The 15,457-nt window shown below is 41.3% G+C and carries 14 protein-coding genes; 7 read left to right on the forward strand and 7 right to left on the reverse strand.

Going from position 1 to position 15,457, the window contains the following annotated elements; translation table 11 throughout:
- The first annotated feature begins 30 nt into the window (after positions 1 to 30).
- The 4 genes from FTV09_RS01540 (at position 31) to rsfS (ending at position 3,034) form a co-directional block, all read left to right on the forward strand.
- Positions 31 to 819 carry a crotonase/enoyl-CoA hydratase family protein gene (locus FTV09_RS01540; protein WP_180056434.1) on the forward strand — a complete coding sequence of 263 codons (789 nt, stop codon included), beginning with the start codon at positions 31 to 33 and terminating at the stop codon, positions 817 to 819.
- A 32-nt stretch (positions 820 to 851) separates the two neighbouring features.
- On the forward strand, positions 852 to 1,727 hold the full coding sequence (locus FTV09_RS01545; protein ID WP_180056436.1) for an NAD(P)-dependent oxidoreductase: 876 nt from the start codon (positions 852 to 854) through the stop codon (positions 1,725 to 1,727).
- A gap of 37 nt (positions 1,728 to 1,764) precedes the next feature.
- On the forward strand, positions 1,765 to 2,547 hold the full coding sequence (locus tag FTV09_RS01550; protein ID WP_180056438.1) for a hydroxypyruvate isomerase family protein: 783 nt from the start codon (positions 1,765 to 1,767) through the stop codon (positions 2,545 to 2,547).
- An 88-nt stretch (positions 2,548 to 2,635) separates the two neighbouring features.
- Positions 2,636 to 3,034 (forward strand): ribosome silencing factor, encoded by a 399-nt coding sequence (gene rsfS / locus FTV09_RS01555; protein ID WP_067767854.1) that lies wholly within the window; start codon positions 2,636 to 2,638, stop codon positions 3,032 to 3,034.
- Positions 3,035 to 3,122: 88 nt separating this feature from the next.
- On the opposite strand, the gene FTV09_RS01560 is transcribed toward rsfS, so the two are convergent.
- The 5 genes from FTV09_RS01560 to FTV09_RS01580 form a co-directional block, all read right to left on the reverse strand.
- On the reverse strand, positions 3,123 to 3,740 hold the full coding sequence (locus FTV09_RS01560; RefSeq protein WP_180056440.1) for a hypothetical protein: 618 nt from the start codon (positions 3,738 to 3,740) through the stop codon (positions 3,123 to 3,125).
- A gap of 15 nt (positions 3,741 to 3,755) precedes the next feature.
- Positions 3,756 to 5,060 carry an ammonium transporter gene (locus FTV09_RS01565; RefSeq protein ID WP_373687679.1) on the reverse strand — a complete coding sequence of 435 codons (1,305 nt, stop codon included), beginning with the start codon at positions 5,058 to 5,060 and terminating at the stop codon, positions 3,756 to 3,758.
- Positions 5,061 to 5,449: 389 nt separating this feature from the next.
- A complete protein-coding gene (locus FTV09_RS01570) occupies positions 5,450 to 6,904 on the reverse strand; it encodes an NAD(P)(+) transhydrogenase (Re/Si-specific) subunit beta (RefSeq protein ID WP_180056444.1) in 1,455 nt (484 codons plus the stop codon).
- Between the two features lie 3 nt (positions 6,905 to 6,907).
- The gene (locus FTV09_RS01575) at positions 6,908 to 7,228 is read right to left on the reverse strand and encodes a proton-translocating transhydrogenase family protein (protein WP_067767865.1); all 321 of its coding nucleotides are present in this window, start codon (positions 7,226 to 7,228) and stop codon (positions 6,908 to 6,910) included.
- Positions 7,229 to 7,239: 11 nt separating this feature from the next.
- The gene (locus FTV09_RS01580; protein ID WP_067767868.1) at positions 7,240 to 8,367 is read right to left on the reverse strand and encodes an NAD(P) transhydrogenase subunit alpha; all 1,128 of its coding nucleotides are present in this window, start codon (positions 8,365 to 8,367) and stop codon (positions 7,240 to 7,242) included.
- Positions 8,368 to 9,312: 945 nt separating this feature from the next.
- Between FTV09_RS01580 and FTV09_RS01585 the strand changes: the two genes are divergently transcribed.
- Both FTV09_RS01585 and FTV09_RS01590 read left to right on the forward strand, forming a co-directional pair.
- Positions 9,313 to 10,230 (forward strand): DMT family transporter, encoded by a 918-nt coding sequence (locus FTV09_RS01585; RefSeq protein WP_373687680.1) that lies wholly within the window; start codon positions 9,313 to 9,315, stop codon positions 10,228 to 10,230.
- A 140-nt stretch (positions 10,231 to 10,370) separates the two neighbouring features.
- On the forward strand, positions 10,371 to 11,573 hold the full coding sequence (locus FTV09_RS01590; protein WP_180056448.1) for an MFS transporter: 1,203 nt from the start codon (positions 10,371 to 10,373) through the stop codon (positions 11,571 to 11,573).
- Positions 11,574 to 11,680: 107 nt separating this feature from the next.
- Here FTV09_RS01590 and FTV09_RS01595 read toward each other — a convergent pair whose 3' ends face one another.
- Together FTV09_RS01595 and FTV09_RS01600 are read right to left on the reverse strand one after the other, a co-directional pair.
- Complete coding sequence (locus tag FTV09_RS01595) at positions 11,681 to 12,325, reverse strand: HEPN domain-containing protein (RefSeq protein ID WP_067767878.1); 645 nt, start codon at positions 12,323 to 12,325, stop codon at positions 11,681 to 11,683.
- A gap of 303 nt (positions 12,326 to 12,628) precedes the next feature.
- A complete protein-coding gene (locus FTV09_RS01600; RefSeq protein ID WP_180056450.1) occupies positions 12,629 to 14,038 on the reverse strand; it encodes a methylenetetrahydrofolate reductase C-terminal domain-containing protein in 1,410 nt (469 codons plus the stop codon).
- Between the two features lie 361 nt (positions 14,039 to 14,399).
- On the opposite strand from FTV09_RS01600, the gene dusA reads away from it, so the two are divergent.
- Positions 14,400 to 15,431 carry a tRNA dihydrouridine(20/20a) synthase DusA gene (dusA, locus tag FTV09_RS01605; RefSeq protein WP_067767884.1) on the forward strand — a complete coding sequence of 344 codons (1,032 nt, stop codon included), beginning with the start codon at positions 14,400 to 14,402 and terminating at the stop codon, positions 15,429 to 15,431.
- Positions 15,432 to 15,457 lie beyond the last annotated feature (26 nt).

The following is a 15,457-nucleotide window of genomic DNA, read 5'->3' on the forward strand; positions in this document are numbered from 1 at the left end:
CTCGGCGCAGAAACAACAAGAGTAAATACCATGGCTTTATTACGTATCGAAAAAAATAATGGCATTGCAACGGTTTATCTCAACCGTCCAGACAAACGTAATGCAATGAGTTTTGCATTGTTAAAGGAATTAGTGAGCACAGCTGAAAAACTAAAAAAAGATCGCAGCTTACGCTGTGTAATTTTAACAGGTGAAGCTCAGGTTTTTAGCGCAGGTATTGATCTAGCTGATCTGAATGACCCTAAAAATCGTGCGTTTGCAGCATGGGAGCTGATTAAACCAGGCCAAAGCTTATTTCAAAAAGCGTTCCTGATTTGGCAACAACTCCCTGTACCAGTAATTGCGGCACTTGAAGGCTTTTGCTTCGGAGCTGGCATGCAATTGGCATTAGCAGCAGATATTCGTATTGCCCATCCTGATACTAAAATGTCGATTATGGAAAGTCGTTGGGGTTTGGTTCCGGACATGGGCTTAACCCGTTCGCTTAAAGGCCTAATTGGGTTGGATTTGGCGAAAGAGTTGACTTTAACTGCTCGAATATTTGATGGTCAATATGCCAAAGAAATTGGATTGGTGACACATTTAAATGAAACACCCTTGGCACAGGCTCAAATTTTGGCTGAAGAACTCTCTCAGCGCTCTCCTGATGCTTTGGCCGCAACCAAACAAGTATTAGACGCGATGGAACATAATCCAAAACGCTCACTGCGCTTAGAAAAAATTTGGCAATTTAAATTATTGATGGGCAAAAACAGTCAGTTAGCCCGTAAAAAGGATAAGAACCCAGAGGTTCAGTTTTTGCCGCGCCAATATAAGTAAACTATGTATGACTGGATAGATTGAGAATAAAAATGGCTTTTGATCGAAATACCAAAATTGCATTCCTTGGCATGGGTCTCATGGGAAGTCGCATGGCAACACGTTTGATTCAAGCAGGTTTTGAAGTTGCAGTCTGGAATCGTAGCGCTGCCGCTTGCGATGAGCTGGTTGCGATAGGTGCGACGCCATTATCCCTTGATCAAATCGCCCACTATCCCGTCATCCTCAGTTGCCTTGCAGATGACTATGCTGTTGCTGCAGTCTATGCACAAATCGCGCCGTACTTAAGTCCGAACCAAGTCATCGTGGATTTTTCAAGCCTATCGGTCAATCAAACATTGGATTTGGCCGCACAAGCAAAAACTAAAAATGTCATTTGGATCGACTCCCCTGTTTCAGGTGGAACGGCTGGTGCAGAGCAAGGAACATTGGTTATCTTCGCTGGTGGTGATGCACAAACCATTGATGATCTCAGCTTAATCTACAATGTTTTATCTCAACGCGTCACCCGAATGGGAGAAACTGGTACAGGACAAGCTACCAAGATTTGCAATCAATTGATTGTTGCTGCAAATAGTACCTTAATTGCTGAAGCCGTTGCCCTTGCATCACAAGCAGGTGTCGATACAACTTTACTTGCACCTGCCCTTGCAGGTGGCTTTGCAGATTCCAAACCGTTTCAAATATTAACGCCACGTATGGCCAGTCATCAATTTGAACCGGTGCAATGGAAAGTGCAGACTTTGTCGAAAGATTTGAACAATGCGGTACAGCTTGCTGCTCAATTTAATCTAGATATACCCGTCGCGACTTTGGCTCTTTCACAGCTCAAAGCACATCAAAATAATGGCTATGCTGAAAAAGATTTAGCCACAGTGATTGAACACGTTGAATGTAAAAAATCATGAGTGAATTGACCGACTACATGGATAAAAGGATCTAAACATGACCAAGCTCGCTGTGAATTTATCAATGATTTTCACTGAAGTTCCGTTATTAGAACGCTTTGTTTTAGCACGTGAACATGGCTTTAAATACATCGAAATTCAGTTCCCTTATGAACTGAGCATTGAGCAAATTCAAACACAATTAACCCTAAATGATTTGAGTTTATGTCTGATCAATGTTCCAGCAGGCGACTTAATGCAAGGTGGTGACGGGCTTGCCGGTGTGCCTGGTCGCGAAAATGAATTTTACCAAGCGTTAGAGCTATGTATTCGTTATGCAACAGCGCTCAATGTCCCAAGTGTAAACATTTTGGCGGGGAAGCAACCACAAGATGCTGACCTATTGCCTTGTTTAAATACCTTATCCACTAATTTAAAATTAGCGTGTCATATGCTGGTCGAACATCAAATTCAGCCAGTTTTTGAAATGATTAATGGTACAGATATGCCGCGTTTCTTGGTGCAAAATATTGCTCAAGCACAAGAAATGCTTGAAGCTGTACAACATCCTGCTTTAAAGATGCAATATGACTGCTACCACATGGCCATGATGGGTGAAGATATTTTAAGTAGTCTGGCTGAAAATATTCAGGACATTGGACATATCCAATTTGCGGATTGCCCAGGCCGTCATGAACCAGACTCTGGACAAATCGTCTATGCACAAATTTTTAAATGGCTCAGTCAAAGTGAATATGCAGGATATGTCGCAGCAGAATATCGTCCACGTTCCAACTCGTCGCACTCTTTTGCATGGAAAGACAAATACTTCCAGAACTGAGCGTTAAATTTGAAGAGGGTTGATTTGAAATTCAGCAACAAAACCGCTATATTAGATCCTGAAAAATTGTCAGGAAATCATACCCTCTATGAATTTAGAACCATCGCCCAGCGCTTCTAATTCTCACGATCTCGCAAACAAGCAAATCAAAGACGTGCAAACTTGCCTAGCTGTTGTACGTGAAGCACTTGAAGATGTAAAAGCCAAAGATATTGTTTCTCTCGATATCAGCACAATCAGCAATGTAGCAGATGCGATTGTTATTGCGAGCGGCACTTCAACTCGTCATATTAAGTCTCTTGCAGACAACGTGGCAGAAGAAGCACGTAAAGCCGGCTTCCGCCCGATTGGCGTTGAAGGTGAACGTGATGCAGAATGGATCCTGATTGATCTCGGTTTTGTAGTGGTACATGTGATGTTACCTACAGCACGTAAATTCTACGATCTTGAAAGCTTATGGCGTACAGCTCCAGAAACTGTAGCTTAAGTTGTCAATAAAAAAAGCGACCGAATTCGGTCGCTTTTTTTATGTCTCATGGGTTGAGTAATGAATGCCTCTCCTGGTTACTAGGACATTAAAGCAACTGATGTAAATCCACTTCTGGGAAATTAGCTTTAATTTTCAGCTTGGTCTGAGCATAAACCTGATCTGCACGCATAGGGCCATAAAACTCGCAAAACACCTCATAGATGCAGGTCAATACTTTTGCATAACTGGTTAGTGGCAGAAACTCCACAAATGATGCCGTATTAATTTGTGCATTGGCTGCAACGGCCAGCCCCATCTGCTCAATTTGTTCAATCACTTCCTGATTAAAGTCATTTACATCTGCCAGCTTGGTACTTTGTAAAACCGCATCTGTAAATGCTAAAAAAGCGTCACTGATGGTATCGGCAACCAATGCCTCAAATTGTTCATTTTCTTTCGGTTTTTCAATCCGTAATAGTGCTTGCTTCTCTAGAGTAGATAACTCATACAAAACTTGCTTAAGCATGTCTTTTCGATAAAAGCGTAATTCTTCCGTCGTACAGATATCATTTAAAAAGCGATTCAATACAAAGGATGGTTTCATGCTGTACTGCTGCTCCCAATGCAGTAATGCACCTTGCAACATATTGCCCTGTAAATATTGTTGTAAGCCTTTTTCCAGTGCTTCACGGCGCTGTGCCAAATTTAACAGTTCAGTACTCATTTACTTCACTCCTAATCAGTGACGTCTAGTCATATCATCAGTTTCGAAAGTGACATCTTTTTGAAACTCTGGATAAGACAATTCAGCATGTTCGGTATAGTCCAAACCACGTTGCTCATGTTGCTTACTGACACGCAGCCCACCCATCAATTTATCCAAGACTTTAAATACAATAAATGCCACGCCAAAGCCCCAAGCAAAAGCCACCAACACCCCTAGCCCTTGTATTGCAATGACATTGCTATTGAACATGTTATTTTCAAGAAATAGCCCTGCTGCTAATGTGCCCCATGCGCCGCAAAATCCATGGACAGTCACAGCATCAACCACATCATCCAGTTTAAGTTTCTCCATCAGCATAGGTAAAAAGGTCACTAGCACACCAGCGCATAAACCTGTGACTACTGCATAAATTGGCGACATAGTGGCACAGCCTGCGGTAATTGCGACCAAACCACCCAGTGAAGAATTAATCGTGCTACGAATCAAAATCGCTTTCGAACGAATTAGGCTCAGCAACATATAAGTAACCGCAGCGGCACATGCAGCAAGATGTGTATTTAAGGCGATACGACCCACACTTACACCGGCATTGATTGTCGAGCCAGCATTAAAACCGAACCAAGCCAACCACAAAATAAAACCACCTAAAGCGACTAATGGTAAATTATGGCCTGGCAAGTAATGGCTTTGACCATTGCGACCAAAACGTCCTAATCGCGGCCCCAATACAATAATTCCAGCTAGTGCAACCCAACCACCCATAGAGTGCACAACGGTTGAACCGGCAAAGTCAATAAACCCCAAAGCCTTTAACCAACCATCGCCACCAAAAAGTCCGCCCCAAGCCCAACTACCAAAAATTGGATATATCACACCAGAAACCACTGCCGCACTGACCACATAGGCCACGAAGTGAATACGCTCCGCCATTGCACCACTCGCAATGGTGGTTGCTGTTGCTGCAAACATCATTTGGAAGAACAGTAGATTCCAGTGCCAGTCATCCATTTGGTCAGGTGCGAAATGACTTAAACCGAACCACCCCGTACTGTTTACACCAAACATCAAACCAAAACCGACTAACCAGAACACCAAGCCCCCCAAGCATGCGTCCATATAATTCTTCATGAGCACATTCACGGTATTTTTACTGCGGACAGAGCCGCTTTCAATCATGGCAAAACCCGCTTGCATGAAGAACACCAAAATGCCGCCTAGCACCACCCAAATACTATCGAGTGAAATGCGAATTTCTTGAATATTACTGGCTATTTGTGGATCTGCTGACCAAGTTTGTGATGCAGTTAAACTCAACATCAATGCAAGCAAGTATGCTTTTTTCATGATTATTCCCCCAAGAATAATCCTACTTTGCAAAACAGATGCCAAATTTCAGACAAATAAATATATTTCAATCAGTTGCCGAAAAACATAAGCTGCGATGGGACTAACTAACAGCACCTTCTCGCACCATGAGTCAGAACAGCGCATAATAATTGGGTGGTATTTAATCTTTTGCATTCATTTGAAACATCAACTTTTTATGGTGCAATTTAATGCGCCTTTTTAGTGATCAATCACGTGCATATACACTGCTTAAATTTTAAACCCTGCTGAGGTTTAGGATATATAAAAAAAACCACCCGAAGGTGGTTTTAATCTTTCTCAATCCCCTCTTTATAAAAAGAGGATTTAGAGGAATTGTATTAGTGTCCGCCGCCATTAATCGCTTTGGTCATATCTTCCACAACTTTCTTCGCATCACCAAAAATCATCATGGTCTTATCGTTATAGAACAAGTCATTGTCTAGACCCGCATAACCTGTTGCCATAGAACGTTTGATCACCATGATAGTACGTGCTTTATGTGCTTCCAAAATTGGCATGCCATAAATTGGAGAACTTGGGTCATCTTTTGCCGCTGGGTTGACAACGTCGTTTGCACCAATCACGAGCACCACATCTGTTGCTGGAAAGTCAGAGTTAATCTCGTCCATTTCCAAAATATCTTCATACGCAACATCTGCTTCAGCAAGTAATACGTTCATATGACCTGGCATACGACCAGCGACTGGGTGAATGGCAAAACGTACTTTTACACCTTGTTCTTTTAAGATTTCACACAGTTCTTTAACCGCATTTTGTGCACGACCTTGCGCCATACCATAACCTGGTACAATCACAACGCTGTCCGCATTTGACATGAGGAAGCCAGCATCATCAGCAGAACCAGAACGATGATTACGTTGAACTTTTTCACCATTATCAGACGCTGCAACGGCTGTACCACCCATTGCACCACCAAACAATACGTTGATGATTGAACGGTTCATTGCTTTACACATGATGTAAGACAGAATCGCACCTGATGAACCAACCAGCGAACCTGCAACGATCAACATATTGTTTTCAAGCGTGAAACCAATGCCTGCTGCCGCCCAACCTGAGAATGAGTTTAGAAGTGATACCACTACTGGCATATCACCACCACCCACTGGCGCAATCCACACCCAACCAAAAGCAAGTGCAAGTACAGTCATTGCCCAGAATGCATTCATGTTACCTGTGGTGAAAAAATAGATACCACATGCCAACATTGCAAGGAAAATCAGTGCTTGAACTGGTTTAACCCAACCACCTGAAATAGTTTTTGCCCATTTCTTGGCAGCCAATTTACCGTAAGCAAAAACAGATGCTGTAAATGTAATGGCACCAACGAAGCAACCCACAAACAATTCAAATAAATGAACTTTGCTCATGTGTGCATGTTCAACACCAGCAGCCGTTAAAGCTGCTTCGTTTTCAGCAAATAACGCTGTAAGTTGGTTGTTATGTAGAATTGCAGCAATCGCAATCAGTACAGCAGCCAGACCGACCAACGAGTGCATCAGAGCCACAGTTTCAGGCATTTGAGTCATTGGAACCGTACGTGCACGTGCAATACCAACCACAGCGCCCAATACCATTGCACCAACAATCATCCAAATTACAGGATGATCTGCCACAAAGAATGTTGTCAAAACCGCAATTGCCATTGCGATCATACCGTATCGGTTACCCTGAATCGCAGTTTTAGGACCTGACAACCCACGAAGCGTTAAAATAAAAAGAACGGCACCAATCAGGTAGAACCAATCCGCATACTCTCGAATAAATTCCATCAATTAACCCTCTTTTTTCTTTTGCTTAGGTTTGAACATTTCAAGCATACGCGCAGTAACTGCGAAACCACCAAAAATGTTGATACTTGCAAGGAATACAGCAATCGCACCCAAGATACTCACAGCATTAATGCTTTGAAATTGAACGCTTGCATCCACAATGCCAGGAATACCGACAGTTTGAATCATTGCACCCACAACAATAATTGAAGACAGTGCGTTCGTTACCGCCATTAAAGGCGTGTGCAGTGCAGGCGTAACACCCCAAACCACGTAGTAACCGACAAAGATTGCAAGGACAAAAATAGTAATCGTTTCAACCATGATGATTCTCCTTAACCACGTTTCAGCAGCACTTGGCCGCCATGAGTGACAAGTAGTGCTTTTTGAATTTCTTCTTCTGGATTGATGGCAAAGTTTTTCTCGCTATCAAACATGGTATCGACAAAATTCAATACGTTACGTGCATATAGTGCCGATGCTTCTGTCGCCACTGTAGAAGGAATATTTGGAATACCAAGAATTTTCACGCCATTGGCTGTCATGACATTTTCGCCACAGACTGAACCTTCAACGTTACCGCCAGTTTCCACCGCCATATCAAGAATGATTGAACCCGGTTTCATTTTGGCAACAGTTTCAGCTTTAATCAGACGAGGCGCATCACGGCCTGGCAACAACGCAGTGGTAATCACGATATCGGCATTTGAAACTGCTTTATCCACAATGATCGCTTGATCGCGGATATATTCTTCACCCGGCATCCAGCCATAACCATTTTTTGCTGCATCTGCTGCTTTTTGCTGTTCTTCAGCAGACATTGGTACGTCTAACCATTTACCGCCAAGTGATTCCACTTGATCACGTGCTGTAGGACGTAAATCAGTTGCTTCAACCACTGCACCTAAACGTTTCGCCGTTGCAATTGCCTGTAAGCCCGCAACACCCACGCCCATAATCACTACACGTGCAGGTTTCACTGTACCCGCTGCAGTCATTAACATTGGGAACATACGTTGATATTCAGCACCTGCAAGCAACACAGATTTATAACCTGACAAGTTGGCTTGAGAAGACAATACGTCCATGTTTTGTGCACGAGATAAAGTACGTGGCAAAAGTTCCAATGCAAATGCAGACACGTTTTGTGCCGCAAATTGGTCAAGTTCGGTGTTGCGGTAAGGGTCAAACATTGCAACCACAGTTGTGTTTGCTGCAAGTTTTTGAATTTCGTCACCCTTCGGTGCACGTACTTTCAAAATAATTTGACTACCGGTATAGGCATCATCCGTAATTTTGGCACCGACTTGTTCATAGGCACTATCGATATAAGCGGCTTTAACACCAGCATTACGTTCAATAACCACGCTATGGCCAGCGCTGATCAATTTTTTTACTGTTTCAGGCGTCGCAGCGACGCGATTTTCACCGACAACAGTTTCGGCTGGAATTCCGATCTGCATGAGCGTTCCTCAAGCTAATTTTTCTTAAGTAAACATCGCTACCTGCGATGTCTCCCCTCAGGATGTATTTTTGTACAATTTTTGGATTCTAATTGAAATTTTCTAAAATACTACCCAATATTTATTTAATAAATGACCATATTTTGAACTCATGATTCATGAAAATAATGGTGCGATATCTCAATTATTCAGATTTATTGGTTCATTTATGCGTGTTTTTTATACTAACTATAACTTTTAGAACTATTTTGATGATTTAAACATCACTATTTTTACTAACTAGGATCTTGCCATTAAACATTGGTTGATCTTTTTGACAATTCGCACTTCTAAAACGACTGACAATTCATCTTTAAAATTCAATTCAAGCACTGATAAACAACCACTTCGTTTAAAATTTAACGAGGCGTTGACCTTTCTGACATTTTAGACGCGCATAGCCTCATCTATTTTTGACCGACTTAAATGGGTTATGTGTCAGAATAGTCATTCCAATTGTTTAGCATGAATAGCGCATTTTTTGATGCTAATTTATGCAATGTGGTGAAACAGTGTTCATTGGTCTTAAGTCTAAGAATTTAAAATATTGGCTTAAAAAAAATTTTCATCAACATTTTATAGCATGATGGGCGTGTATTTTTTTTCGGCTAAAATCTAGTTAATGCACCATTAAGGTGCAATCACAAAATACTATTCAAGATATCTGTTCGACATGACTTCTACGTTCATTTTTCTAAAACAGAAAACATTGTCATTTCTCTCGACAATTCAAATTAAATACACGTGCAATGCACGAAATGTAGGCTAAAACAAGGAATAGAACCTATTCTTTTTTTGCATTTATCATCTGTACTGGCATTTTTTATAATGAGAAAAAATGCATCCCACTCATTTAAAAATTAAGATGTTTTTTGACTTTTAAAGCCTTCAGGAAGTTTAAAGATGATATCGAAAACGCTTAGTCCGCACTTCATCGGTGCAAGTTGTGCGATCGCGGCAGCGTTTTTATTTAGTACTAAAGCGATTTTCATCAAACAAGCATACGCCTTATCTCCTTTAGTCGATGCGACCTTATTAATGGCGTTACGTATGGCGAGCGCATTGCCATTTTTTCTTATCATTGCATGGTACAGTCGCCAGCGTTATCACAGTATTACAGCGAAAGATTGGGCATTACTCATATTATCGGGATTGATGGGCTATTATTTTTCTAGTTGGTTGGACTTTCTTGGGCTGATGTACATCAGTGCATCTTTAGAGCGCATTATCTTATTTCTTTATCCCACCTTGACGGTCATCGCATCTGCAGCGATTTATAAAAAACCATTAGGCTTAAAAGCCATTTTGGCCATTATTCTGAGTTATGGCGGTACCGTTTTAGTCATGCTGCAAGAGCAAAGTCATACGCCGCATGATGCTAATTTTTGGTTGGGCGCTAGCTTGGTTTTTGCCAGTGCAATCTTGTTCTCAATCTATTTACTCCTTACCCCACGCCTGATGCAAAAATTTGGCTCTCTGCATTTTACTGGTTTGGCACTGAGCATTGCTTGTATTGGCATGATGCTACATTTTTGGATTGCAACCCCGGAGCCATTCCAGTTATTAACTCAATTACCTTTGGGTATTTGGGGGTATGGACTAGCTCTCGGCTTACTGGTGACCGTATTACCAACGATCCTATTGATGCAAAGTATCGTCCGACTTGGCCCAGGCCAATCTGCAATGATTGCGTCAGTTGGCCCGATCCTAACCATTCTTTTGGCTGTCGCCTTACTGAATGAACATTTAAATACATGGCAATGGTTAGGCTGCATACTCAACATGCTCGGGGTCTGCATGATTACCTTGAATAAGAAAAAATAAACTTTATTCATCAAAATTTTCTGCGTACCTTTTCACAGAGAAATACTTTAAGCACCGTTCTTTTTTCCTTATAGTGGGCTCACTTCGCAAGTAGAACAATATTGAGCGTATTGTTCACGCCGCAACATCTGGACAATTTTATGAATGCCTCTCTTGACATTAGCCACGATAAAACGCTGCTATGGCTTATGGCCATGGCCTGTGGTTTATGTGCCGGTGCTAATTATTATTGCCAACCATTGATTGCATCCATTCAGCACAGCTTTCAAATACCGCAGTCACAAGTGGCCTTGACCGTAACCTTTGCACAAATATCCTATGCATTGGGTTTACTGTTCATTGTGCCATTAGGTGATATTGTCAATAAAGCCAAGTTCATTCCGTTGTTAATGTTAGGTGCAGCGATAGGTTTAGGGCTATGTGCCCTATCCACTAACTTATATATGTTGTGGATCGGCACGATTATTACAGGTCTATTCTCCGTCGCAGCGCAGGTACTGATACCTTTAGTCACGCTAGCCGTCCGTTCAGAAAAAACTGGGGCTGTGGTTGGTTTCTTGATGAGTGGGCTTCTCGTTGGCATTTTACTCTCAACCAGTTTATCTGGATTGCTGTCCAATTTAATTCATTGGAAAGCCATTTATGTCCTCAGTGCCGTTTTAATGTTGATCATTGCACTGCTGCTTAAAACGCGGCTGCCAAGTGTGAGTATTATTCAAATGACCTATCTAAAAATTTTTCAATCGATGGGTCGTTTGCTGAAACAAGAGCGACGTTTAGTTTACCGCTCTTTGATTGGTGGCTGTGTATTTGCTGCGATGAGTATGCTGTTTTCCACAATTGCAATGCTCTTAACTCAGCCACCTTTTAATCTGGCAGACGTGTGGGTGGGAATTGTCACATTAGTCGGTGTGTTTGGTGCACTTTCAACACAATGGGTTGGTCGCTTAGCCGATCAAGGCTATAACACCATATTAACTTGGGTCGGCTGCACAATTTTAGCAATCAGTTGGGGACTTCTATATATAGGTGGAAATTCACTGGGCTTCTATACCATTGGCTACGGTTTAATTAGTTTAGGTTTAGCTATGGTGCATAGTTGTAATCAAAACATTATTTTCCAATTAAACCCAATTGCTCGTTCACGAATAAATTCGATTTATATGACCAGTTATTTTATTGGTGGCGCGTGTGGCTCAGCACTCGGCGTATTTGCATGGCATCACGGAGGTTGGCCGATGACGTGCTTAACAGGTTTAAGCTTAGTCTTCGCAGCGGCAATTTTTATTTTATTTGATCAGTTTCACCGTCCTCAACCTAAAGCCAACGCTGAAAGCATTTAAGTACGCCATGAATACTCAATTGCCTCAAATATGAGGCTTTTAAGTATTAAGGAATACGCAAGTTATAAATTCAAACACACTCAAAATAGCTTATGAAATAAGGCAAGCTAACTCACCTGCACCACAGGATAAAAGGGTTTTCCTAAATCGAGTGTGGCCGCATTTTCGAGTAATACAAACATAAATACCGGCAATAAAGCCGAAAGAATATTACAAGCATCTTTTAACTGTTTACGATTTACTGAACTATTATAGGTCGCACCGCCATGAATTAATTGATTACGTAAGGTATACATGCGGTTAAAAAGCACCATTAAAATATCAATAGAATCCTGCTCTTTTAAAGCACGGAGGACTTTTTGCTTTTCTTGCTCTAGCCCTTCACGACACGCTTGCTGACTAATCTTTTGGTTTTGATAATCCCAAAAACCTTGATAGACATACGGGTTATCTAAAAATATCCGGATAGGCTGACTAAAACGCTCCCATAATATTTTATAAATCTTTTGCTCCATGTCTTTTTGGCAAATCAAATGTAAAAACTGCCTCAGTGTTTGTTTATCCTGACTAACGTGTAAGTCCTGCGCATAGATCGCATTAAACGACACCCATAAGCTGATAAATTGCAGATCTAAATCTTCCTGTAAATCTTGTGATTTTTTCAACCAACTTAAACCGCGATGAATACGTAAATTAAATTGATCTGTATGTTCAGCTTTTTTACTTTTAAATATTTCTTCTAGCAGCATCATTCTGCTTTTCCCTCAAAACTTGATTATTCGTTTATTTTTCTACCTTTTGAACTTACTCTAAATACAGAGAACTACACAATAAAAAAACTTTAAGTCGGCCAAAAGAAAGGTGACCTAAGGGTTTAGTTTTTGAATAAATATTGATGCAGTCCCTGCTTAAGTCCAGACACTCATTTAGACAATTATTAAATCTTAATGTGGTTTATCTTTATTTAATAATTGATCACGTTTGCCTTGATCTTTAAGCCATTCCCACTTAAAGAAGAACCTCAACATGAATGAAGTTCAACTCGTATATTCACCTTAACTCAGCTCACTTTTCTGAGGATAGAACCAGTTTTTCCATGAACTGGTTTGTCGGGCTTCAATAGCAACTGTTGGAATTAAGCTTTGTTTTAACACCTCTGTTTGTCCAACGCTTTGTGCTAAACGCGCTTTGACTGAATGAATACATTCACGGTCTTCAAACTCGCAGCGGTCTAAAGTGGTACCACCACACGGGCCATTGGCTAAACCTTTCGGGCAAGTCTCTGGGCAAATATATAAGGTTTCACCAAGTCTGCATTGACCACAGCTTTCACAGCCGACAATACCATGCTTACTTATAAACTCAGTCTTCAGTAAAGCATCATCCGCTTTAGGTTTATTCCATAGTTTGGCAGCAAAAATCAAACCACCGACGCCTTTCGCCATTTTGGAGCTAAAAAAGACTTCATGCATCAGATGCATACTTTTATATTTCAACACTTGCTCAAGCGGTGCAGCATGATCGTGTGCGGAGATGGGTTGAAAATCTTCTACTGAATTTGACTGCCATAAAGTAGTCCACAAGTTTTGACATTCTTGCAAACTCAATTTCGCATATTCAGCCAGTGCTAAAGCTAATTTGTTTTGTTCTTGAGCTTTATGGCAAGCTGACAGATGTACCCCCGCATAGCCCATTTTTTGGCACATCAGTATCTGTAATGCGCAGCGTGCATAAACATTTTTTTCTGCTTGTTGTGCGTCCGCCAGTTGTTCTTGCTGTAAAAAACTCAGCATGTAAGGCGTTAATACGATGCCTGCAACTTTCTGTTTCGCCATAAATCTTGCACGCGCAAAAGTCAGTGGCATAATACAAGCAAGTACCGGTATCTGAGCAAAATGCTGCTGCATATATTGTTGATAATCAGCCAGAACTTGCGTGTCAAAACCCAATTGAGTGATCACATAATCTGCACCAGCTTTAATTTTTTTCTCAAGTTTAAAATATTGGGCGTCTCGTTCAGCTTGAGCATATTTAAAGGGATTAAACGCCACGCCCAAATAAAACCCTCCCTGCTGTTTTGCCGCCATGACTTGATTGACAGACTCTAGATAACGGCTCCGCAAAGCGGGATTGTGAACACCGTCATTGTGCTGTTTGAGCTTATCTCCAGTCAGTAACAATAGATTTTCAATCGACTGTTCCTGAGCTTCATCTAAGAACACTTCAAAGTCGGAAATGTCTCGCCCTTTACCAGAGAAGTGCAGTATTTTTTCCACTTGTTGAGGATAGTCATTGGCCACTTCCAAAGGTGTAGGATCAGTATCCGTTTGCACACGATCAGCCAAGGTCATAAATGCTGAAAATCCAGCAAAATGATTCACCACATGCTGTGGCTTGGCTGTGGTTAAGTACTCAAAAGAAATACAAAATTGACCACGTGTTAAATGTTCAGAAAATAGTGACATAACCAATAAGGGAGATTAAAAAAATGGAGAGCAAAATGCTGAAATGTGCTTATCCAACACAATTCATTAAATTATAGATTATCCACTACAAAAGATAAAATCCTGCCTCTCGTTCGGCTGCTTAAAGCTAAAATGTTTGAAAGATTTAAGATCGTAGGATCAGTGCTTACACCCGAGGAATCTAAAGATACGCTCGGTAAATACGAAGTAGCGAGTGGGATAGAATGTCTGTATTCTTTTTTTATGCTAATATTGCGCCCGTTCTAAAATGCGGTTTTTTTCAGCGCATTTCGCATTCTTTTTGACTGCATCCCGTTAAGCTTTTCTCCTGTTCTCTGTTCATTTAAGGCGTGATTTTTTAATGACTGATCTCACAACCATTGAAAATAAACTTCAACCACGAATCAGTGTTGCGCCAATGATGGATTGGACCACCAAAGATTATCGTTTCTTCGCACGTCTGTTTAATCCCAATGTGATTCTGTATACCGAAATGGTGACAACGGGCGCCATTTTATTTGGTGGTGCTAATCGTCACCTTGACTATAACCATGAAGAGCATCCGATCGTACTGCAATTGGGCGGATCGAATCCAAAAGATTTAGCCACCTGTACCAAGATGGCCCAAGACTGGGGCTATGACGAAGTTAACCTGAATGTCGGCTGTCCGAGTGATCGCGTCCAAAATAATAAAATTGGCGCATGCTTAATGGCTGAGCCTAATTTAGTTGCAGAATGTATTGGCGAAATGCGTAATGCTGTCGATATTCCTGTAACGGTAAAACACCGTATTGGTATTGATGATATGCAGTCTTATGAAGAAATGCTGCATTTTGTCGATACTGTTGCAAAAACAGGTTGCGACAATTTTATTGTGCATGCCCGTATTGCCCTACTGCAAGGTCTATCACCAAAAGAAAACCGTGATGTGCCGCCACTACGTTATGAAGATGTCTATCGCCTAAAACAGGAACGTCCAAATCTACTGATTGAGATTAACGGTGGGGTAAAAACTTACGCTGAAACATTAGAACATTTGAAACATGTCGATGGCGTGATGATCGGTCGTGAGGCTTATCATAATCCCTACTTATTGGCTGAATTAGGTCAGTTGTGGGATTTAGACATGCCAAATCGCTTCGACATTATGGATCAAATGATGCCTTATATAGCGAAACGCATGGAAGAAGGTGCGCCACTTTCAATTATTACCCGTCATATTTTGGGTCTGTTCCAAAACTTACCAGGTGCACGCAAGTGGCGTCAGGCCTTAAGTGGCGGCAATGCTAAAACATTTGCGGATGTTGAAAATGCAATTGCCAACATTAAAGAAGCCATGCAACGCACTGAAGATTATTTGCGAGATCATCCTAAGCCCATCATCGTTGAATAAACGCAATAAAAAGCCCTAATATTTTA

The sequence above is a fragment of the Acinetobacter sp. YH12227 genome, assembly GCF_013417785.1.
Classification (GTDB): Bacteria; Pseudomonadota; Gammaproteobacteria; order Pseudomonadales; family Moraxellaceae; genus Acinetobacter; species Acinetobacter gandensis.

Excerpts from the sequence above, each read along its gene's own strand:
- FTV09_RS01575 (WP_067767865.1), bottom strand. The coding sequence starts at position 7,228 with ATGGTTGAAACGATTACTATTTTTGTCCTTGCAATCTTTGTCGGTTAC.
- rsfS (WP_067767854.1), top strand. The coding sequence starts at position 2,636 with ATGAATTTAGAACCATCGCCCAGCGCTTCTAATTCTCACGATCTCGCA.
- FTV09_RS01565 (WP_373687679.1), bottom strand. The coding sequence starts at position 5,060 with ATGTTGAGTTTAACTGCATCACAAACTTGGTCAGCAGATCCACAAATA.
- FTV09_RS01545 (WP_180056436.1), top strand. The coding sequence starts at position 852 with ATGGCTTTTGATCGAAATACCAAAATTGCATTCCTTGGCATGGGTCTC.
- dusA (WP_067767884.1), top strand. The coding sequence starts at position 14,400 with ATGACTGATCTCACAACCATTGAAAATAAACTTCAACCACGAATCAGT.
- FTV09_RS01590 (WP_180056448.1), top strand. The coding sequence starts at position 10,371 with ATGAATGCCTCTCTTGACATTAGCCACGATAAAACGCTGCTATGGCTT.
- FTV09_RS01595 (WP_067767878.1), bottom strand. The coding sequence starts at position 12,325 with ATGATGCTGCTAGAAGAAATATTTAAAAGTAAAAAAGCTGAACATACA.
- FTV09_RS01580 (WP_067767868.1), bottom strand. The coding sequence starts at position 8,367 with ATGCAGATCGGAATTCCAGCCGAAACTGTTGTCGGTGAAAATCGCGTC.
- FTV09_RS01560 (WP_180056440.1), bottom strand. The coding sequence starts at position 3,740 with ATGAGTACTGAACTGTTAAATTTGGCACAGCGCCGTGAAGCACTGGAA.
- FTV09_RS01550 (WP_180056438.1), top strand. The coding sequence starts at position 1,765 with ATGACCAAGCTCGCTGTGAATTTATCAATGATTTTCACTGAAGTTCCG.
- FTV09_RS01570 (WP_180056444.1), bottom strand. The coding sequence starts at position 6,904 with ATGGAATTTATTCGAGAGTATGCGGATTGGTTCTACCTGATTGGTGCC.
- FTV09_RS01540 (WP_180056434.1), top strand. The coding sequence starts at position 31 with ATGGCTTTATTACGTATCGAAAAAAATAATGGCATTGCAACGGTTTAT.
- FTV09_RS01600 (WP_180056450.1), bottom strand. The coding sequence starts at position 14,038 with ATGTCACTATTTTCTGAACATTTAACACGTGGTCAATTTTGTATTTCT.